Raw genomic sequence first — 20,898 nt, 5'->3', positions numbered from 1 at the left:
ACCCGAGGCGGCAAGCCAGTTACAGATTTTAACGCTGCGAAGCTTCTCAAGAATCCAGATAGCGCGCTTTCAGATGTTTCTTGAAAATCTGGGGATCAAGCGGATGTCCTGTAACCCGCGTCAAGAGCTCGTCTGTACTCAGGAAGGAACCCCAGTTATGAACGTTGACATTGAGCCAGGACATCAGGGGAGAGAAATCCCCTCTGGTCAGGGCTTGTGGAATTTCAGGGTTTGCTTTTTTTGCAGCTTCAAAGAGCTGTGCCGCGGCCATCGCTCCCAGTGTGTAGGTCGGGAAATAGCCCCAGGCACCATCGTACCAGTGAATATCCTGCAAGCAGCCAAGTCTGTTATTCGGTGGGCGGATACCAAGAAGACCTTCCAGACCATCCCCCCAGGCTTGCGGCAGGTCTTCCACCTGCATGTTGCCGCTGATCAGCTCTTTCTCCAGACGGTACCGGAGAATTACATGCGCAGGGTAGGTAACTTCATCGGCATCTACGCGGATAAAATCAGGCTGAACCTGATTATAAATTCCGCGCATGTTATCCACCGACCAGGCAGTTCCACTAGCCCCAAAGGCGTGCTGGGCCTTTCCGGCCATGTAAGAAATAAATTCCGGACTACGACTGGCCTGCATCTCGATAATAAGTGACTGGCTCTCGTGCATGGTCATGCCACGTGCTGCACCAACGGGCTGTAAGCGCCAGTCAGGCGGAAGATTTCTTTCATACATAGCATGACCCGTTTCATGCAGTACGCCCATCAGCGAGATCATGAAATCAGCTTCGTCATAGCGGGTGGTGATACGTACGTCATCCGGCACACCGCCACAGAAAGGGTGCAGACTGACATCCAGCCGGCCATGATTAAAATCAAACCCGACAGCTTGTACCATTTCACGTCCGAGTTTTTCCTGAACCGCAACAGGAAAAGGGCCATCCGGCATAACAGGCTTTGACCGGGTAGCCTGTTTATCCAGCACGTTTTGCAGAAAATCAGGGAAGAAGCTGGAAAAATCATCAAAAATTGCATCGATACGGGCTGATTTCCCGCCCGGCTCATAGTGATCCAGCAGAGCATCATAGCTGTTACAGCCAAAGATTTCTGATTTAACCCTGGCTTCCTGCTGGGTCAGATTGAGTACTTCTTTCAAAGTAGGAAGTACTGCTGCAAAATCCCCCTCAGGTCTTGCAGAGCGCCAGACCATTTCACAGCGTTTGCAGGCCTTGATCTTCGCTTCAACAAAGTCGCCTTCAAGTGCCGTTGCATGGCGCCAGATCCGTTGCATCTCTCTCAGATTCGCAAGCTGCCAGCCATTAAGCTCGCCCTTGGCCTCAACCGCTTTATCAAACAGCTCTCCTACTTCGGCCCCTGTCAGAATTTCGTGACATACGCCACTAAGAACAGCCAGCTGTTCCATTCTTGCTTCCGCACCGCCAGAAGGCATGACTGTCGACATGTCCCAGCCCAATACACCACTGGCTTCGGTAAGGGCATTCATCCGGCGAAATCTTTTTTCAAGTGTGGAATAGGCAGACATTTTCTTCTCGTTCATTCGACATTACAGGGAACAGGGGGAGACTGGCTTAGACTTCGTCTTCTGGTTTCCCCACAGGACGATAATGAAAAACAAAATAGATCACCGCAAGGATCAAGGCCATCGCATACCAGGTGATGACATACTCCAGGTGATTATTAACCAGCTCGATCCGTGTCTGCCCACCCAGGGGATAATCACCGGGATTGGCAGCAGGTCCTGCATCAAGATAAATATCCTGTACGGGATTTTTCAGACCCGCATGTTGGGCCATTGCAGGAATATCAACGTAAAACCAGAAATTTTTTACAGGATCATTCGCCGGCTTTACAAAGTCATATCCCTTCCAGCCCGGAATTCTCAGCAGACCTTCGATCCGGACAATCCCCTCAACTTGTCCCGCAGGGCGCGTAGCGGCATCCTTGAGTTCTGATGGCACGAAGCCCCGGTTCACCAGAATCTCTTTTCCATTGCCAAGCACAAAAGGCGTCACAACCTGGACACCGAGACGGCGATCAAGAGATCTCGCCCCCAGAAGCAGCTCCTGGTCATGCAGGAACTCTCCCTCAACCCACACATGCCGGAACTCTTCTTCTGCCAGAGTTGTAATACTGGTTAAATTTATCTCGTCAAAAGAAACGGCTTCCGCCGCAGAGCGTTCATGTCTAAGGGCAATTTGCTCTTTCTTCCACTCCATTCGTTGAAGTTGCCAAGTGCCCAAGGCAAGGGCCAATAGAAATACGGGAATGGAAAAAACGGTCGGCCAAAAAGTAGGCTGGAAGCGGCGTGTTGTGCCCTTAATCATAGTCAACAGATCCTGAATCGCTTGCTTTGTGGTGATATTGCAGCGCCACCATAAGCCCTTTCAAAGGCCGGAGCAAAGCGATTGAGCCCCCGATTATAATGATGGGCCAGAGAAGGGCGTGTACCCAGAGCGGTGGCTCAAATGAGGCTTCAAGCCAAAGTGCCAATGGAATGATGAGAAAACCCAGAATAAAAATGATAAATACAGCTGGGCCATCACCGCTGTCCGATTTGGCGAGATCAAATTGACAAACAGAACAGCGGTCAGCGATTTGGAGCAAACTCTTGAAAAGAGAGCCTTGCCCACATCTTGGGCATTTACAAAGAAGGCCGGCCTTGACGGGCGAGATTTTCAAAACCAACTCGTCGTCAGGCACGGCCTTCTCCATACTCGTTTGAACGGTTCCGGTGAGAACCGTCAGGCAGGTGACTTAGTTGCCTCCCCACCAGTAAACAGCAACAAACAGGAAGAGCCAAACCACATCCACAAAATGCCAGTACCAGGCAGCGGCTTCAAAGCCGACATGGGCTTCAGGTGTAAAGTGACCCTTTTTGGTCCGGATCAGGCAGACAAACAGGAAGATGGTGCCGATGATCACATGGAACCCATGAAATCCGGTCGCCATATAGAAAGTCGAGGAATAGATCCCGTCTTTGAAACCAAAAGCAGCATGGCTGTACTCGTAAGCCTGAAGCGCGGTAAAGAGAACGCCGAGTGCCACTGTGATGGTCAGCGCCTGTACTGCCTGCTTTTGTTCTTGCTTGAGAACCGCGTGATGCGCCCAGGTTACGGTACAACCAGAGAGCAGAAGAATCAGCGTGTTCAGAAACGGCAGATCAAAGGCGTCAAAAGTCACCACATCAGCCGGAGGCCAGACACCACCAATCACTTCACTGGGATAAAAAGCCGCAGAGAAATAAGCCCAGAAGAAAGCCACAAAGAACATAACTTCCGATGCAATGAACAGAACCATGCCGTAGCGCAAACCAATGCGTACAACCGGGGTATGCAGATGACGGACAACAGCTTCGTTAACTACATCACGCCACCACATAAAGGCACATACCAATACCGAGGCAACCCCGGCATAAAGTACATAGTTGGTATAGTCATGCATCATCAAAACCAGGCCAGTCGCCATAAGCCCTGCAGCAAAAGCTGTTAGCAGAGGCCATGCACTTGGATCTACCAAATGATACGGATGTTTTACTTCGTCGTGCCCTGCACTCATGATGTCCCTCTTAACCAGACGCTACGCGTTTTGTTAATTGATCTCTATGGCCGGTTTTTGTCCGGCGTTGTTCCCCAAACCACTCACTTCCTGTGATACAACTTCATCATCTCTGAAAAAGGTGTAGGAAAGAGTAATCGTTTTTACTTCGCTGAGATTCGGATCGTTCTCTATTTCCGGATCGACATAAAAAGTCACAGGCATATCAACTTCCTGCCCCGGCAGAAGAGTCTGTTCCGAAAAACAGAAACAGTCTATTTTAACAAAATACTGACCAGCCTTGAGCGGTGTCACATTAAAAGTTGCAACACCGCGCACGGTTTCAGCTGAAGTATTTTTTGCCTGATAAAAGGCGATCCCTGATTCACCTGCAGTCAGGCTTACCGCCCGCTGCACAGGCTTGAAAGTCCAGGGCAGATCACCGTTTACAGATGAATCAAAGCGGATTGTCATTTCGCGGCTACCAAGAACCAGATTATTTTCGGCTCCCGCTTCTGCGACCTGCGTCGTTCCCCCGAAACCGGTGACCTGACAGAAAAGACGATAAAGAGGTACAGAAGCAAACGCGAGTGCGACCATTCCACAGACAACACTGCCGAGGATTAGAGCAACTCTGGTATTTTTAGCCACTGTAGTCGTCATTTTCAGTTCAGCCCCATTTTGACAATCGTAATCACATAAAACAGGACAATAAATGCAACAAGAACACCAAGAATCGCCCAATTCCGGCGCTTCTGTAATCGCTGTCCCTCTTCAGTCATTGTGACGGTTGTCCCTTCATTATGGGCAACTTTCTGATTCGTCTTGTTTGTATCCATTAGGCCTCTCCTCCGATCAGGCTCATAATGCCCGGTGCCCGGTCAATAATCAGCATGGCAAAGAGCAAGAAGAGATAGAAAATTGAAAAGAAGAACATTTTCTTGGCAACTTTGTCTTCCTCAGAACGCAGAACACAAATATTGAGATAGAGGAAATACAGGCTGGCAGCCAAAGCCACGCCACCATAAAGCATTCCTGCAACACCCCAATATACCGGCGCCAGAACCAGCGGCAGCAAGATTACTGTGTAAACCAGCATCTGCCACTTGGTGTTTTTACGCCCGGCAACCACAGGCAGCATCGGGATTTTGGCAGCAGCGTAGTCGCCATCCTTATAGAGCGCCAAAGCCCAGAAATGCGGCGGGGTCCACATAAAAATAATCAGGAAAAGAACAATTGATTCAACACTTACAGTTCCAGTCACCGCAGCCCAGCCGACCATCGGCGGGAAAGCACCGGCCGCACCACCGATAACGATATTCTGGGGCGTCCTGCGCTTGAGGAACATGGTGTAGACAAAAACATAAAACCCGTTGGCCAAAGCCAGAAGAATGGCCGCTGTCCAGTTCACAGCCAGCCCCATCAGCATCACAGAAAAGATACTGAGAATTACTCCAAAGCTCAGGGCAACGTCCGGGGCCATCCGCCCGGCGGGAATGGGACGTTTTTTCGTCCGTGTCATGATCGCGTCGATATCGCGGTCATACCACATATTGATCGCACCTGCCCCACCAGAGGCAATGGCAATACACAAGAGCGCAACACACCCGAGGAAAGGATGAATTGTGCCTGGAGCAATCATCAGACCAGAAAATCCTGTGAAAACGACAAGATACATAACACCAGGCTTCAACAGAGCCCAGAAATCAGCAACCTGCGCGACACTGCCGGAAGAGGTCGTTTCTGCAGTGCTGATAATATTGTTCATGGATGTATCTGACACGAATAAAACTCCTGATCGTATCCGGCCACTGCCGAAGCAGTGGCCGGTTAACATACGGGCTGTTATTTGATTTTTGGCAGCTCGTTGAAGCAGTGGTATGGCGGTGGAGAAGAAACAGTCCACTCCAGCGTTGTTGCACTTTCGCCCCATGGGCTGTCAGAAACACGACGTCCGGCCTTGATCGTATAGATCGTCATGATGACGAAGAAGATCGTGGCGGCAAAGGTGATGTAAGCCCCATAGGAAGAGATCGCGTTAAACCCGGCATAGGCGTCAGGATAATCAACATATCGGCGCGGCATGCCCTGCAGACCAAGGAAGTGCTGCGGGAAAAACACCATGTTCACGCCGATAAATGTCAGGAAGAAGTGCAGGTAACCGGCCCACTCAGGGTAATCCCGGCCAGACATCTTGCCCATCCAGTAATACATACCGGCAAAGATCGAGAAAACGGCACCAAGGCTGAGCACGTAATGGAAGTGAGCCACAACATAATAGGTATCATGCAAAGGCAGATCCATACCGGAGTTGGCCAGAACAACACCCGTCACACCACCAACGGTGAAGAGGAAGATGAAGCCCAGAGCCCAGACCATGGGAACGGTAAAGCGGAGTGATCCGCCCCACATCGTCGCAATCCAGGAGAAGATTTTGATACCGGTTGGCACCGCAATCACCAGGGTCGCTGTGGTGAAGTACGCGCGTGTATCAACGTCAAGCCCAACGGTGTACATGTGATGCGCCCAGACCACGAAGCCCACAACCCCAATCGCAACCATCGCATAAGCCATCCCGAGATAACCGAAAATCGGCTTGCGGCTGAAGGTCGACACGATGTGGGAAATGATACCAAATCCCGGCAGGATCATGATGTAAACTTCCGGGTGACCGAAGAACCAGAAAAGATGCTGGAACAGGATCGGGTCACCGCCACCAGCAGGATCAAAGAAGGTCGTGCCGAAGTTACGGTCTGTCAGCAACATGGTGATCGCGCCACCAAGAACGGGAACAGCCAACAGCAACAGGAATGCCGTTACCAGCATCGCCCAGACGAACAAAGGCATCTTGTGCAGAGTCATGCCAGGGGCGCGCATGTTGAAGATCGTCGTGATAAAGTTCACCGCACCAAGGATCGACGATGCACCTGCCAGATGGAGGGCAAAGATCGCCATATCCACCGAAGGTCCCGAATGGCCAAACGAGGAGAGCGGCGGATAAATTGTCCAGCCCGTCCCGGCACCTTCGCCAACAAGAGATGATCCCAGCAGCAGCAGGAACGCAGGAACAATAAACCAGAAGGAAATATTGTTCATCCGCGGGAAGGCCATATCCGGCGCCCCGATCATCAGAGGAACGAAGTAGTTACCAAATCCGCCAATCACAGCGGGCATAACCACGAAGAAAACCATAATCACGCCGTGGGCGGTAACGACGACGTTCCACCACTGGCCGTTTGGCTCTCCGTCACCGGAAAGGAAATACTGAACGCCTGGCTCCTGAAGCTCCAGACGCATATAGACAGAAAATGCCCCGCCGATCAGACCGGCAATAATGGCAAAGACCAGATACAAGATTCCGATATCTTTGTGGTTGGTCGAACAGAACCAACGGACAAAGAAGCCCGGCTTGTGATCATGATCGTGATGGGCTTCAGTAGCAGCACCCATATCTCTAAATCCTCACTTCGTTTTCTTCAGCGCTTCTTTTTGGCGCGATGAAATCTGATACAACGTCTCAGTCTAGCTGAGCCAGCTGGATGGAATGATCGCTTTTGATCGCGGCAAATTCTTCCTTGGCAGCTTCAACCCAGACGTTGAACTCTTCCTTGGAAACCACCTTGATCATGATCGGCATATAGGAATGGCCTGTTCCACAGATTTCAGAGCACTGACCATAATAAGTCCCGGTCTTGGTTGCTTCGAACCAGGTTTCATTAATACGGCCGGGTACAGCATCCAGCTTCAGACCAAAAGCAGGCATCGCAAAACTGTGGATCACATCATCGCCGGCAACCAGAAGACGGATTTTGGTGTCAATCGGCACCACAACGGCATTGTCCGTCGCCAGCAGGCGAGGTTCACCGGGCTCCAGCTCGTCTTCGGCCTTCATATAGGCATCAAAAGTGAAATCCCCATGATCCTGATATTCATATGACCAGTACCACTGTTTCCCAATGGCTTTAATGGTCATTTCGGTATCGGGGTTACGATCTGCAGCATAGAGCAGCTTGAATGACGGAATGGCAATAATCACCAGAATAATCACCGGTACCGCCGTCCAGATAATCTCGATCAGGGTATTGTGGCTGGTGGTGGAAGGATTAGGGTTCCGCTTTTCAGAAAATCGGAACATCACATAAAGCAACAGGAACAAAACCAGGAGAGTCACACCTGTAATGATATACATCAGCAAGGTATGGAACTCTGCGATCTGTTCCATCACCGGTGTCGCAGCTTCCTGCAAACCAAGTGACCATTCTGTTGGCTGCGCAGCTTGTGCCACTGTAGCCAGTCCCCCCATCAGCGCAGATGCACCGAGAAGATGGGCAATCCGTTTCAGAAACGTCATGTACTCAACATCCTGTTTTTTTTGCCGACTTTGCCTTGAGTTGATCAAGATCAAAGTCTTTATCCCGATTCCAGGACTAATATTCACAATGGGTAGATTTGTGAATTCAGGCCGGACTCAATAAAACTGTTATTCTGGCGCAACCTACCCTATTGAAAGCAGCGAGTACAAGCCCCAGTCGCTTAAGAAGTTCGTATATTGAATGGTTTATTGCATCACGAATTTACTTGGCTATGGATTATACAGCTTTTGTTACACAAGGCGAACATTCTGCGACTTTATGACGCAGCTCGCAAAAAATCAGTAAAATCAAAAACAAAGCAGAGTTATTCGCCTTCATCCCGCGTTACGATACGTCGAACCCGCCGAACGCCAAGCCAGAGGCCAATGACGACAAGCGGAATGGAAAGGGCTGCAACCAGGGAAGCTTTTATATCGAATCCAAAGTCATTCGCCCCTTTTGCCAGATAGTAAATCAGACTGACAACGTAATAACTGATCGCCGCAACAGACAGTCCTTCAACCGTTTCCTGCAACCTCAACTGCAGACTTGCCCGTCGATCCATGGACTTGAGCAGGGCCGAATTTTGTTCTTCCAGCTGGATATCCACTCTGGTACGAAGCAACTGCCCTGCCCTGGCCACCCTTTTTGAAAGGGTATCAAGCCGAAGCGCTGTCGCTTCACAGGTGCGCATTGCCGGGGTCAGTCGGCGATCAAGAAAACTTTCTATCCGCTGAAACCCGTCCATATTGCCCTCTCTGAGCTTGCGGGTACGTTGTTTGACAAGCTCGTGATACGCTTTCGAGGCACTGAACCGATAATTGGTTTCTGCAGCCGCCTGCTCTATCTCGGCAGAAAGTTCGGTCAACTCCCGCAGCAGCACCTTTTCACTTGTGACGGCGCGCGCCCCTGTCATGCGTGAGGTGATATCCGTTAGTTTCTTTCCTGCTTTGGCCAGGCGAGCACCATAGCTCTGCGCCAGCGGCAGGGACAGCAACGCCATCATGCGATAGGTTTCGATCTCCAGCAAACGCTGCACCGCCCGTCCGATCTGTCGGGGCTTCAGGCCATAATCCTTCAATAGAATCCGGCCATAACCGTCTTCGTTAATACTGAAATCCATCCAGACCGCGGCCAGACCAGCCCGCAATGTGCTGGCGGCCAGATTGCCTGTCGGGAAGAATGCGACCTGCTCCTGCATTGTCCGCTCCAACGCATCGGGTCCCTCAAGCTCAAGATGAACCCCAACAAGCCGATCTCCCGAAAGACCCTCAAGCCAATCCCCTGGTACCAGAGCTATAGCCGTTCTGGAAAAAGGCATGTACGGCTGATCTCCTGCCTGATCGATATGAGCAGGATCGATATCAGACAGCTTTCGTTCCGGATCCCGGCGATTTCGAAAAAAGGTATAGGTTGAAAACTCAGTGTGCCGTTCCCACACCAGGAAGAACCGCCCGAAATCTGCCATAAAATGTTTGGTTCCAGGTAGGGGAGGCGCAACATTATAACGTCCGCAAAGCTGACCAACATGTCTGCGTTCTTCTTCAGCCTTGCCCTCGCCAGTAACAATACCGATGTGTGTAATGGTTTCCGGCCCGGACAGCTGAGTAAAGGGGCGGGCATGCAGTTCATTACAGAGCTCTACTCGGAGCGGGTGGTCGCGCAGCATTTAACTTCCTTCTATATTTACCTTTTGTCGGGCGATTTCTGATCGCTACCGACCTTTTCGGCGGTTTTCTGTCCGCTCTTGATCAATGCTGAAGCTATTCCCAGTTACAGTTGCCGCAGTGTTGCAACATTTTCACAGATAGGGAAGCCAAGATCATTGGCCTGAAGCCCCACTGCCCTTATATTATGGTGAGCATTATTTTTTGTGATCTTGTTTTGGGAATTTGTTGATGAGTTATCTTGCCACCACCGACGATCTTTTTTTCAACCGAACGGACCTCGACCAGAGACGGTTGGAAGGCATCATCAACGGCGCTCTGAAAGGAGCAGACGATGGAGAACTCTATCTTGAATATCGCCAGTCTGAAGGCATGGTCTTTGACGATGGCCGACTGAAGAACGCCAGCTTTGACACGACACAAGGCTTTGGCTTACGGGCTATTTCCGGCGAAAGTGCCGGTTATGCCCATGCAAGCGACCTGAGTGAAGCTGCCATTGTCCGGGCGGTAAGTACAGTACAGGCCGTTCACGCTGGTCATGAAGGCACCATGGCCCTTTCCCCGCTGGGAACAAACCGGGCACTTTATACCGATGACAACCCCCTGTCCTCAACGGCCTTTGAGACCAAAATCAAATTGCTCAGCGAGATCGATTCTTACGCCAGGGCCAAAGATCCTCGTGTTGTCCAGGTAAGCGCCTCGCTTTCAGGTGAGTGGCAGGCGGTACAAATTCTTCGCGCAGAAGGTCATCGTGTTGCTGATATACGCCCCCTGGTTCGCCTCAACATTTCTGTCACCGTGGCCGATGGGGACAAGATGGAAAGCGGTTCTTACGGCGGCGGCGGACGTTTCGTCTACGACAGCCTGCTGGACCCCTCTTATTGGCAGAGCGGCACCGACGAAGCCATCCGCAGAGCCCTCGTCAATCTGAGCGCCATTCCCGCACCCGCAGGTGAAATGCAAGTTATTCTCGGCCCTGGCTGGCCTGGAATTCTGCTTCACGAAGCTGTGGGCCATGGCCTTGAAGGGGACTTTAACCGCAAGAAAACCTCCACTTTCAGTNATCGTATTGGTGAACGCGTCGCCTCGCCTGGTGTCACTGTTGTCGATGATGGAACTCTGGTTGATCGGCGCGGCTCCATTTCCGTAGATGACGAAGGAACACCGTCGCAATGCACGCCCCTGATTGAAGACGGCATTCTGGTTGGTTATATGCAGGATCGGCAGAACGCCCGGTTGATGGGACAAAACCCGACCGGAAATGGCCGCCGCCAAAGTTATGCCCATCTGCCTATGCCACGCATGACCAATACCGTGATGTATAACGGGGCACACGACCCTGCCGAGATGCTGAAAGCTGTCAAGAATGGTATCTATGCTGTCAACTTTGGCGGTGGTCAGGTTGACATTACATCAGGAAAGTTTGTTTTCTCCTGTACCGAGGCCTATCAGGTAAAAGACGGCATCATCGGCCAGGCCGTCAAGGGTGCCACCCTGATCGGGAACGGCCCTGATGTTATGCAGAAAATTTCCATGATCGGCAACGATATGGAAATGGATGAAGGGGTTGGAACCTGTGGCAAAAATGGTCAGGGTGTCCCTGTTGGCGTTGGTCAACCGAGTCTGTTAATCAATGGGATTACAGTCGGTGGAACCGCCTAACTTGTGGTAAATTGACGAGGGTTAATTAACAGCCTGACAAGCAAGGGGTGCGCCAAGATCATGGCCTTCTATCCCTTTGGTACCCCCAAAATCCCTGATTTATACGTCAGGGCTTTTTTTCATACTACTGGACGACGACTTCAGTCAGCTGCCAGATCGCCTTGTCATAATATTCATCCCCAGCCAGCTCTTCTGGATAGGAACCCCAGGGAAAAATCAGGCGGAGAGGCCCCTTGTCCCGGACCTCAATTTCCTCACCGTTAATTCGAGAAGCAATCACAGGGTGATATTTAAGATAGTCTTCCGGTTCGATCACAACCGTATAGTTATCAAGTGCCAGCAACCGCACACTGCGTCCCTCTGCTCCCAGACGCTTCAGAAGCGCACCGACCTCTACACCCGTGAAACTGTAAACGCCTTCTCGGCTTCTCAAACGGGTGTCGATAGTACTCTCGCCAATATCCGATAACATCTCCAGATCGAATAGAGCCTTGTTCCCCTGATTATAAACCTGGATATTACCTGAGATCGTTAAGATAACTTTTCCCTTGGGTGCAGCAAGTGGCGCAAGACCACCCCCAGGTGCCCCATCAATGTCTTCGTTCCCCCCGTCGAGCCACGGGTAGAGAGCCGAAAGGCCAACAGCCACCAGAAGCACAACCAGAAGCACAAGAAATATTCTTTTCATCAGGCCTGATCTCCACAATCAGGGCATGATATCACGCCCCCGGGGAAATAGACTAATTGTTGTCTCTTCCCCGGAAAGGCCCGAAATCCATACCTGTTCCAAGCACACACCCTCACGCTCATTTTAAGTAAAGAGCAATTGAAGGAGTAGATTCACATACTATTGTATGCAAGTACAGGTTAATTATTAGTAAGCATATTCCACGAAAGCGGGATCGACTTTTTCGCCCCAACGAGAGTAGTAAGCCTCGAGCTTTTCCTCTGCTGGCGTAATACCGCTTTCCGCAATTTCCGAAAGAGTATTGAGGAAATGGGTTTCATCTTGCCCCTGCCCATCAATCCGCCCCCGGTTCTCAAGTCCGCCACGAGCAATTTCAACGATCTCACGAGCAATTTCCTGAAGCTTGGTTCCACGGATGGTCGCGGAAAGGCCTTTTGCGGGAACTTCAGAACGGAGCAACTGCCGTTCATCATCGCTCCAGTCCTTGACCAGATCCCAGGCCGCATCCAGGGCCGACTGGTCATAGAGAAGACCAACCCAGAAAGCAGGCAAGGCACAAAGGGATTTCCACGGCCCGCCGTCGGCACCGCGCATTTCAAGGAATTTCTTCATCCGAACTTCAGGGAAGGCTGTGGTGATGTGATCATCCCAGTCTTTGATGGTTGGCAATTCCCCCGGAAGCGCCTTCAGTTTCCCTTGCATGAAGTCCCGGAAAGACTCGCCGCTGACATCAATGTATTTCCCATCGCGATAGACAAAATACATAGGCACATCAAGCATGTAATCAACATAACGCTCAAACCCCATACCCTCTTCGAATACGAAGGACAGCATGCCGCAACGATCCGGATCTGTATCGGTCCAGAGATGACTGCGATAGCTCAGATATCCGTTGGGTTTACCTTCGCGGAAAGGCGAGTTCGCGAAAAGCGCTGTGGCCAATGGCTGCAATGCCAGACTGGTCCGGAACTTGTGAATCATGTCGGCTTCACTGGAAAAATCCAGATTAACCTGTACCGTACAACTGAGAGTCATCATGTCGACCCCCAGCTTGCCTCTTTTGGGCATGTAGTCCCGCATGATCCGGTAACGCCCTTTGGGCATCCAGTTCACACCCTCTTTACCCCACTTGGGATTGAACCCCATTCCCAACATATGGATTCCGAGGGGTTCCGTGATTTCCTTGACCTGATGCAGGTGCGAATGCACCTCCCGACAAGTATCATGCAGGGTTTCCAGCGGTGCACCCGACAGCTCCAACTGGCCGCCAGGCTCAAGCGTGACAGAAGCCCCGTTGTCCATAAGGGCGATAATATTTCCTGCTTCGTATACCGGCATCCAGCCAAAGCGATCCGCCAGTCCCTCCAGGATCGCCTTGATTGACTTTGTACCGTCATACTTCAATGACTTGAAGCTTTCGTCACAAAAGGCAAACTTCTCGTGTTCAGTGCCGATCCGCCACTGATCCTTTGGCTTATTGCCGCTTTCAAAATAAGAAATTAGCTGGGATTTTTCAGTTATCGCAGCAACAGAGGACGTAGCGTCGGACATAGTACAAATTCCATTGAGGCCGAAAGATCACATAATTAATAGATACCGCTGGTATCAAGTAATCGTAACCGGCGTTGTTCCTTTTGGAGGGCGCATGCCCCCATCACCTAAAATTGCCTGCCAGCAGGACAGGGCAGCAACAGCAGCGGTATCAGCCCGCAGTACTCTGGGGCCGAGGCCAACGGGTGTCACATAAGAAAGTCTGGAGAGCGCTTCAAGCTCTTCTTTTGAAAATCCACCTTCTGGACCAATCAAAACAGCCCAGGGCTTTAATCCCGCATCGGGCTCATCGATCAGAAGTTCTGTAAAAACCTCTGCAATCGGCCTTGCCTCACCAAATTCGGCACAGACCACCAGACGCCGGTCAGCAGGCCAGCTCTGGATCATCTTCTCAAGAGAAACAGCCTCATCCACCCGGGTCACCGACAGTCTCTCGCACTGCTCTGCGGATTCCCTGGCATGGGCCGCAAGGCGTTCAGTATTTACCCGCTTCACATCTGTATGGCGGGTAAAAACCGGCAAAATACGCGAACAGCCCAACTCGCCTGCTTTCTCGGCGAGAAAGTCAATTCGGGAACGTTTTATCGGGGCAAAGACCAGCCAGATATCCCGTTCGCCCTCGACTTCGCGCCGGCACTCCCCAACCCGAAGCGAACACCAGCCTTTACCAAGCCCGTCGACAATGCCCAGCCACTCACCTTCTCGCTCGTTGAACAAGCCGACTCTCGCCCCCGGTTCCAATCTGAGAACCGACCTCAGATAATGCGACGCCGCCGAATCAAGGCCAACCGTTGCACCTTCAAAGAGCTTGTCTTCAACGTAGAGTCTGGTATTGACCCTTTCCATCTTCAGAACCCACCTTCACAAAGCCTGATGTCCCGTGTATTTATCACGGATAACAGCGTGTTTTTATCATGTATGAAACAAATGGATAGCACATTGTCAGCAAGAAACGATAGTGCAAGCGACATCGTGAATGATCATTTGATTATTCGTCTTTCACCCGCTTGCTTGCGACCTTACCTGCGACTGGCGCGCCTTGACCGGCCTATCGGAACCTGGCTGCTGCTATTCCCCTGCTGGTGGTCACTGGCTCTTGCCTCAACAGCTCCGGGATATCAATTCGGCAGCCCCTACAGCCCTTGGTACACGCCCCTGCTCTTTGCTATTGGTGCCGTTGTCATGCGCGGTGCCGGTTGCACACTGAACGACATGGCCGACCGGGATTTTGACCGCAAGGTTGCCCGCACAGCAACCCGCCCCCTGGCAAGCGGAGAACTTTCCATGCGCCAGGCTATTGCCTTCCTTGCCCTACAGCTGTTTCTCGGACTACTGGTTATTTTACAGTTCAACAACTTTACAATTCTCCTCGCTACCGCGTCTCTTCTCCTCGTCGTTTTCTACCCCTTTATGAAACGGATTACCTACTGGCCCCAGGCCTGGCTTGGCCTCACCTTCAACTGGGGAGCTCTGGTCGGTTGGGCGGCTGTACGCGGCGATCTCTCGCTTGCGCCGCTTCTTCTCTACATCGGCGGCCTGGCCTGGACCCTCGGCTATGACACCATCTATGCTCATCAGGATAAAGAAGACGACGCGCTTGTCGGCGTAAAATCTACAGCACTCAAACTCGGTAGCAAAACCAGAACCTGGCTGATACTTTTTTACAGCATCTGCAGCCTTTGTTTTGCCCTCTCCGGCTGGCTGCTCGGCTTGCCCTGGCCTTTCTGGTTAGGCGTTGCCAGTATGGTCGTCCATTTCAGCTGGCAGATCCTGCGACTGGATATCGATGATCCTCTTACTTGCCTGTATCTCTTCAAATCCAACCGGACTGTTGGATGGATTTTTCTGGCCGGCATTGTCGCAACCAGCTTGTTTCCCGGTTAAGGCTGGCAGAGATGTCCCTGCATAGCTGTCAAAACAGAGTCTCTGATCCTGACTTCATCAGGATGAAAGAATTCATCTTGGCCAATACCCGCCCGGGAGGCACACCTCTTCTCGGTAATAACATCCCTCTACATCTTGCAGCAGAAGATCTGCCCCTATGGCAGGCGGGTGAAAGAGAACTGGACAAGCTGGATATTACTCCTCCTTTTTGGGCTTTCGCTTGGGCCGGAGGGCAGGCTCTTGCTCAATACATTCTCGACAATCCTGTTCTGGTTCAAGGAAAACGTGTTTTGGACTTTGCCTGCGGGTCAGGGTTACAAGGCATCGCTGCCATGAAAGCCGGGGCAACAGAGGTGCTCGCGGCAGATATAGATCCCTATGCTATTGCCGCCACAAAAATGAATGCCGCGCTTAACAATGTCAGTCTTATGACCACTTCGGAGAACCTGGTTGGGCGTTCCAGTCCAGACTGGGATCTCGTGCTCGCCGGAGACGTCTGTTACGATGCTCCCATGGCCGATGAGATCATGACATGGTTACATAAACTTGTGACTTCAGGGACACAGGTCCTCCTTGGAGATCCCGGTCGAACCTACTTTCCCAAAGAGGGGTTACAACGCCTTATATCCTATTCTGTCCGGACCACCTCGGCTCTGGAAGACACAGATGTTCGCAATGCCGGGGTGTGGGAACTGCTCCCGGTCACACAGAAATAGGGAGGGAAAGGGGGGCTCGTGATCAGGAAAGGACGTAAACAGACAGTTCCTGCCTTGTTGTTCCGCTAAAATATCCGAACAAGAAAATCCTGTTATCAAAGAGAACTGGACCTCGGGCACCGAGCAGGCTAAAGCTCTTCACAAAATGGAACCGATATCAGACCGATGAACGCGCATTTGGAAAAACAGACAGACCCCTTTGTGCTGCTGGACGATACTCTCTCCGGTGCCGGGTCTGTTTTGTTCGTCAAACCGGAAGCCGTCATCCAGTGCGATGAAGTCGCCACCCTCGAAATGTGCTTCTCCGATATGGAAAAAGCACAACACGCGGGAAAGCATCTTGCTGGTTATCTGTCCTATGAACTCGGGTATCTCTTTGAACCCAGGCTGCAGGGTCTCCCTAAAAAGGACAACCCCCTCGGCACACCCCTGCTCTGGTTTGGTGTGTTCGATCAAGCCCAGCTCCTGACGCCGGATGAGACCAATCGTTTTCTTGCCCGGCAACGCTGGGGGGATTATCAACTGGATAACCTCACCCCCTCGATGACAGAAGCCGACTATTGCCGCGCAGTTGAAAAAGTCCGGGACTACATCGCTGCTGGCGACACCTATCAGGTAAACTATACTTTTAAACACGATTTCAAATTATCCGGCGACCCTGTCGGCCTGTTTCAGGAACTGCGCCAGCGACAGAATGTTGCCAATGGCGCCTTTATCAGGACAGAAGACCAAACCTTTCTGTCCCTATCACCCGAAATTTTCCTTTCCACAGAGGGACGCAAAGCCAGAACCCGTCCAATGAAGGGGACGGCGCCAAGAGGCAATACACCAGCAGTGGATGCTGAGAACAAGATCTGGCTGACAAGAGACGAAAAATCCCGGGCTGAAAACCTGATGATCGTCGACCTGCTCCGCAATGACATGGGGCGGGTTTGCACCACAGGCAGCATCAAGGTCACTGAGCTTTTCACGGTTGAGACCTACCGCTCACTCCACCAGATGACCTCGAATATCACAGGCGAACTCAGGCCTGAAATTACATCCACCGACCTGATCAAACGGCTCTTCCCCTGCGGCTCGATCACTGGGGCACCAAAACTGCGCACCATGGAAATCATCCATGAACTTGAAGCCCGTCCGCGCGGAATTTACACTGGCAGCATCGGGCATATCGCTCCAAATGGCGACACCCGTTTCAATGTTGCCATACGTACTCTTGCCATTGGCAGTGATGGAAAAGGGGAAATGGGCATCGGCAGCGGTATTGTTTATGACTCGGAACCGGCTGCAGAATATCAGGAATGTTTGCTCAAGGGACGTTTTCTCTCTGGCAACACTGCTGGATATAGCAAACCACGTTTTGACCTGCTGGAAACTTTGCGTTGGGAAGAAAATCTGGGGTATCACCTCAGAGAAGAACATCTGCAGCGCCTTGAAAACTCTGCTGGCTTCTTTGGCTATCCCTTTGACAGGACGGTAATAGAAAGCAAACTGGATAAGCTTTCTCTCGAAGGTACTCAGCGCGTCCGGCTGTTGCTCCACAAAGATGGTTCAAGCAGTCTCACGACAATGCCGATCTCCATCCAGGACCCGCAACAGCAAATCACCTTTGTTGTTTCAGACAAAAAAGTCGATAGCAGTGATATCTTCTTTTACCACAAAACTACAAAACGTGATTTTTACGAAGATGAGTTGGCAGCAAGACAAAAGGACTCTGCCTGTGACGAAGTCCTGTTTCTCAATGAAAGAGGTGAATTGACCGAGGGAGCCCGGACCAATCTTTTTCTTGAGATTGGGGGACGTCTATATACACCGGCCCTCGACTGCGGTGTCCTTAACGGCACCTTGAGAACCCGCCTGTTCAGGGAAAATTTTAAAGAACTGACCGAGAAAAAACTGTCGCTAGAAGATCTCGAAAAAGCAGACGTAATATATTTTGGTAATTCTGTACGGGACCTTATGCCAGCCAGACAAATTAAACAATCAGGCCGCCCTGATTGATCCACCCTGATTGATCCGCTTGTCAGAAAGCCCAAAGGCCTTCTGACTCAACGTATTAAAACAGGCTATTGCTTCAGGCAACCAGCCTTTGAACATAGCCAGGCAAGGCAAAAGCGGCTCTGTGTACTTCCGGTGTGTAATAGCTTGTATCAATCTGCGCATTTTGAAAACGCGCTTCAAGAACCTCCAGAGAAACATCCTTCAGCCCCTGCTGATCCGTGCCCCAGCCAAAGGCCATCGCACCACCAACGTAGGTTGGAACACTGGCCAGATAACAGGTGGCCTCAGCAAAAATCGGTCGGAAATGCCGCAAGGTCGACCTCAGCTCAGAAGCCTGATGAAACGGCACACCATTCTGGGTGACCAGCACACCACCTTCCCTGAGACAGGCTTTGCAGTTGCTGTAAAAATCATTGGTGAAGAGAACTTCCCCCGGTCCGATCGGGTCAGTGGAATCAACAATAATCACGTCATACTTCTCGGAAGAGTTCTCGACAAACAGACAGCCATCCGAAATAACCAGATCAAGGCGGGGATCCTCAAAAGCATTCCCGCAGATCATCGGCAGGTGCTCTTTGCTCAGGTCAATCACAGTCCGGTCAATTTCGACCATTGTAACCTTTGCAACAGACCTGTGCTTTAGAACCTCTTCCAGCATACCTCCATCACCACCCCCGATGATCAGTACCTTTTGCACCTCACCATGGGCCAGGATCGGCACATGCGCGAGCATTTCGTGATAGATAAACTCGTCGCGTTCCGTTACCTGGGTCACACCATCCAGCGCCATGATCCGGCCATAGATCTCGTTCTCATAGATCACAAGATTCTGGTGTTCTGTCTGGTTATCAAAGAGGACTTTCTTGATGCCATAGCTGGTACGAAGGTCCCCGTGCAAACCTTCCGTAACCCACCTGCTCATCCCACTTCCTTCCCACGCCGGAATTCGTCCACAACCACTTTATCCGGTCCGAAGGCTTCCTTCAGAACAGCAATCGCATTATGTGGTTCTGCATCCCCGCACATAAATACATCCAGGGCCGCGTAACCTTTTTCAGGCCAGGTATGAATGGAGATATGCGATTCAGCCAAGACAGCAACACCTGACACACCCCCATTCGGGGTAAAGTGATGCAGATGAATATGTAAAAGAGTCGCCTTGGACTTCTCGACACATTCAATGAGTGTTTGCTGTATGAATTCCAGGTCGTCGAGTCGTGATGCTCCGAGAAGATCAATAATCAGATGTGTCCCGGCAAAACGGACACCGTCGCGCTCGATAAAATAATCTTTCCGGTCATCATCAAGATTGACCACGTTCGAAGTGCCGCTATCCGTAGTTTTGACAACGTTCTGAACAGCTGTTTTGTTTTCTTCCGTTTGGGTGGTGCTTGAACCTTGATTCAAGTCCATCCCCAATTGGAAGAGGGCGTGTGCTTTAGACACTCTGCGTCCTCCCCAACCAGTAGATGACTTTGGCTCAATCGCGATCTGTTACTTTGCAGCTACAAACCCCAGTATGGCCCCGTTGAAGCGCGCTCTTTAAAGAACTGTCTTTTTATTTGCAAGAAAAATAAACTTCACTATGGGCAAATAGTATAGGAAGGGTGAGAAACATCCAATGATTGTTTTTTTAAACTCTGCACCAGTCTCTGCCGATAGTCGGTAATCTCAATAGATTCGAGAATTGCCTGATCCAGTGATTCCGGCTCACCACATTGCCTGAAGCCATGAACCTCATGAACATGTTGCAATACCTCGCTTTGTTGCCAGGCCTGCAGGGATCTTCCCCGAGCAGGAAGAGCAGAAATAGCCACAGCCTTGCCCTTGTGATTCAAGGCTCCGGCGGTGCTGCGATAAACCATAAGCTTTACTGATTGAGGGGAAATGTCCAGAGCATCATCTTCTTGAGCCGCCAGAGACCAATTACACCCCAGACATCCGTAGGTATAGTTTTCGGAAGGCAATTCGCTCTCATGCATGCGCAGCAGCTGCGTTTGATCAAGCCAGGTCACAAACACTTGCACCGCGGTTCCCGGACAATAAATCAGCTCAGCGGCAATAGAGCCATAGCGCGCCATATGTGCCGAATAGACCACTTCGTGATCTTCCAACCAGATGGCCGTAACAGGTATAACCTCACGCCCGGCAGGGTGCCCCGCAAACTTGCGGGCCAGCTGTTCGGGTGATCGATTGGAACCATGCGCGATCACCGCCGTTCTTTGTTGAAGTTGGCCGCGCCAATAATCAAGCTCTCCGTTCTGAAATTCAGAGAAGAGCCTAGCTTGTCCATCTTCGAAAAGATAAGAGGAAGAAGGGGCCTCAAAAGGATAGCCTTTAGCAATCCTCAGCCGGGTCTCCTGATCACCGGGTAGTGCCCAGGGCATCAGGAAGCCTTATCTAGTCTGTACAAGGTGGGGGCGCATCCGCATCAACCCGCTCAATACGAAACCGGGTTGTACAATCATCGACGGTTAACCACGCTCTGCGTGACCACTCCTTTTGTGCCGATTCATAATTGGAAAATGGACCAATCCACTCTTCGTCCCCCCCGACAGCTTCGCAGAAAGATGTATCTGCATATTCGCCGCCAACCACAAAAAATTGAGTCATTCCAGTCACTCTATAATCTAACCCCGAAATTGTCTCGGCACATACAAACTAAGGGTACTATAGGCTTCTTGTTTCCTGAGGAATAGGAAAAAACCAACAACATAAGAATAAAAAAAGATTACTATTAGTAAGGGAGTTACGAATCCACCTGAACCAACCGAAATAAAATGTCTATGCTGCCATTTAGTAAAAAATCGTTTTCCTGTGGCGCT

At 51.1% G+C, this 20,898-nt stretch carries 21 protein-coding genes; 4 read left to right on the top strand and 17 right to left on the bottom strand.

Going from position 1 to position 20,898, the window contains the following annotated elements:
- Positions 1-46: 46 nt before the first annotated feature.
- The 10 genes from B152_RS0103630 to B152_RS0103585 form a co-directional block, all read right to left on the bottom strand.
- Positions 47-1,540, bottom strand: coding sequence for a carboxypeptidase M32 (locus B152_RS0103630; RefSeq protein ID WP_157230790.1), 1,494 nt, complete (start codon positions 1,538-1,540; stop codon positions 47-49).
- Positions 1,541-1,586: 46 nt separating this feature from the next.
- A complete protein-coding gene (locus B152_RS22360; protein WP_020591023.1) occupies positions 1,587-2,342 on the bottom strand; it encodes an SURF1 family protein in 756 nt (251 codons plus the stop codon).
- Positions 2,335-2,730, bottom strand: coding sequence for a DUF983 domain-containing protein (locus B152_RS0103620; protein ID WP_020591022.1), 396 nt, complete (start codon positions 2,728-2,730; stop codon positions 2,335-2,337). Before B152_RS0103620 ends, B152_RS22360 begins: the two co-directional genes overlap by 8 nt.
- A gap of 42 nt (positions 2,731-2,772) precedes the next feature.
- Entirely contained in the window at positions 2,773-3,573 is an 801-nt protein-coding gene (locus B152_RS0103615; RefSeq protein ID WP_020591021.1) for a cytochrome c oxidase subunit 3, read from the bottom strand.
- A 33-nt stretch (positions 3,574-3,606) separates the two neighbouring features.
- Entirely contained in the window at positions 3,607-4,215 is a 609-nt protein-coding gene (locus B152_RS22355) for a cytochrome c oxidase assembly protein (RefSeq protein ID WP_033405419.1), read from the bottom strand.
- A 2-nt stretch (positions 4,216-4,217) separates the two neighbouring features.
- Positions 4,218-4,391: a hypothetical protein gene (locus tag B152_RS26100; RefSeq protein ID WP_020591019.1), complete on the bottom strand. Its 174-nt coding sequence runs from the start codon at positions 4,389-4,391 to the stop codon at positions 4,218-4,220.
- Entirely contained in the window at positions 4,391-5,320 is a 930-nt protein-coding gene (cyoE, locus tag B152_RS22350) for a heme o synthase (protein ID WP_020591018.1), read from the bottom strand. Before cyoE ends, B152_RS26100 begins: the two co-directional genes overlap by 1 nt.
- Positions 5,321-5,397: 77 nt before the next feature.
- Positions 5,398-7,002, bottom strand: a complete 1,605-nt coding sequence (ctaD, locus tag B152_RS0103595) for a cytochrome c oxidase subunit I (RefSeq protein ID WP_020591017.1) — start codon at positions 7,000-7,002, stop codon at positions 5,398-5,400.
- Positions 7,003-7,069: 67 nt separating this feature from the next.
- Entirely contained in the window at positions 7,070-7,903 is an 834-nt protein-coding gene (coxB, locus tag B152_RS0103590) for a cytochrome c oxidase subunit II (RefSeq protein ID WP_020591016.1), read from the bottom strand.
- Between the two features lie 326 nt (positions 7,904-8,229).
- Entirely contained in the window at positions 8,230-9,573 is a 1,344-nt protein-coding gene (locus tag B152_RS0103585; RefSeq protein WP_020591015.1) for a DUF3422 family protein, read from the bottom strand.
- A gap of 229 nt (positions 9,574-9,802) precedes the next feature.
- Between B152_RS0103585 and tldD the strand changes: the two genes are divergently transcribed.
- On the top strand, positions 9,803-11,233 hold the full coding sequence (gene tldD, locus B152_RS0103580) for a metalloprotease TldD (RefSeq protein ID WP_020591014.1): 1,431 nt from the start codon (positions 9,803-9,805) through the stop codon (positions 11,231-11,233).
- Positions 11,234-11,357: 124 nt separating this feature from the next.
- Here the strand turns inward: tldD and B152_RS0103575 are convergent, their stop codons facing one another.
- The 3 genes from B152_RS0103575 to B152_RS0103565 all read right to left on the bottom strand — a co-directional run bounded on the left by B152_RS0103575 (position 11,358) and on the right by B152_RS0103565 (position 14,318).
- Positions 11,358-11,921 (bottom strand): putative pterin-binding protein, encoded by a 564-nt coding sequence (locus B152_RS0103575; protein WP_020591013.1) that lies wholly within the window; start codon positions 11,919-11,921, stop codon positions 11,358-11,360.
- A gap of 186 nt (positions 11,922-12,107) precedes the next feature.
- Positions 12,108-13,472 (bottom strand): glutamate--cysteine ligase, encoded by a 1,365-nt coding sequence (locus B152_RS0103570; RefSeq protein WP_020591012.1) that lies wholly within the window; start codon positions 13,470-13,472, stop codon positions 12,108-12,110.
- Between the two features lie 54 nt (positions 13,473-13,526).
- Entirely contained in the window at positions 13,527-14,318 is a 792-nt protein-coding gene (locus B152_RS0103565; RefSeq protein ID WP_020591011.1) for a 16S rRNA (uracil(1498)-N(3))-methyltransferase, read from the bottom strand.
- 81 nt (positions 14,319-14,399) lie between these two features.
- On the opposite strand from B152_RS0103565, the gene ubiA reads away from it, so the two are divergent.
- The 3 genes from ubiA to pabB all read left to right on the top strand — a co-directional run bounded on the left by ubiA (position 14,400) and on the right by pabB (position 18,073).
- Entirely contained in the window at positions 14,400-15,356 is a 957-nt protein-coding gene (gene ubiA / locus B152_RS0103560) for a 4-hydroxybenzoate octaprenyltransferase (protein WP_051082927.1), read from the top strand.
- Between the two features lie 77 nt (positions 15,357-15,433).
- The gene (locus B152_RS0103555; RefSeq protein WP_211212106.1) at positions 15,434-16,072 is read left to right on the top strand and encodes a class I SAM-dependent methyltransferase; all 639 of its coding nucleotides are present in this window, start codon (positions 15,434-15,436) and stop codon (positions 16,070-16,072) included.
- Between the two features lie 165 nt (positions 16,073-16,237).
- A complete protein-coding gene (pabB, locus tag B152_RS0103550; RefSeq protein ID WP_020591008.1) occupies positions 16,238-18,073 on the top strand; it encodes an aminodeoxychorismate synthase component I in 1,836 nt (611 codons plus the stop codon).
- Positions 18,074-18,146: 73 nt separating this feature from the next.
- On the opposite strand, the gene speE is transcribed toward pabB, so the two are convergent.
- The 4 genes from speE to B152_RS25755 all read right to left on the bottom strand — a co-directional run bounded on the left by speE (position 18,147) and on the right by B152_RS25755 (position 20,686).
- Entirely contained in the window at positions 18,147-18,995 is an 849-nt protein-coding gene (gene speE / locus B152_RS0103545; RefSeq protein ID WP_020591007.1) for a polyamine aminopropyltransferase, read from the bottom strand.
- The gene (gene speD / locus B152_RS22345; protein WP_026261249.1) at positions 18,992-19,519 is read right to left on the bottom strand and encodes an adenosylmethionine decarboxylase; all 528 of its coding nucleotides are present in this window, start codon (positions 19,517-19,519) and stop codon (positions 18,992-18,994) included. The genes speE and speD overlap by 4 nt, the downstream gene beginning before the upstream one ends.
- A 137-nt stretch (positions 19,520-19,656) precedes the next feature.
- The gene (locus B152_RS24920) at positions 19,657-20,460 is read right to left on the bottom strand and encodes a hypothetical protein (RefSeq protein WP_020591005.1); all 804 of its coding nucleotides are present in this window, start codon (positions 20,458-20,460) and stop codon (positions 19,657-19,659) included.
- Between the two features lie 13 nt (positions 20,461-20,473).
- A complete protein-coding gene (locus tag B152_RS25755) occupies positions 20,474-20,686 on the bottom strand; it encodes a DUF4170 domain-containing protein (RefSeq protein ID WP_083921788.1) in 213 nt (70 codons plus the stop codon).
- Between the last annotated feature and the right edge of the window lie 212 nt (positions 20,687-20,898).

Origin of the sequence: Kiloniella laminariae DSM 19542, assembly GCF_000374005.1 — a bacterium.
Taxonomy (GTDB): domain Bacteria; phylum Pseudomonadota; class Alphaproteobacteria; order Kiloniellales; family Kiloniellaceae; genus Kiloniella; species Kiloniella laminariae.
Note: the sequence above shows the minus strand (reverse complement) of the source record. Positions and strands in the feature narration are given on the sequence as shown.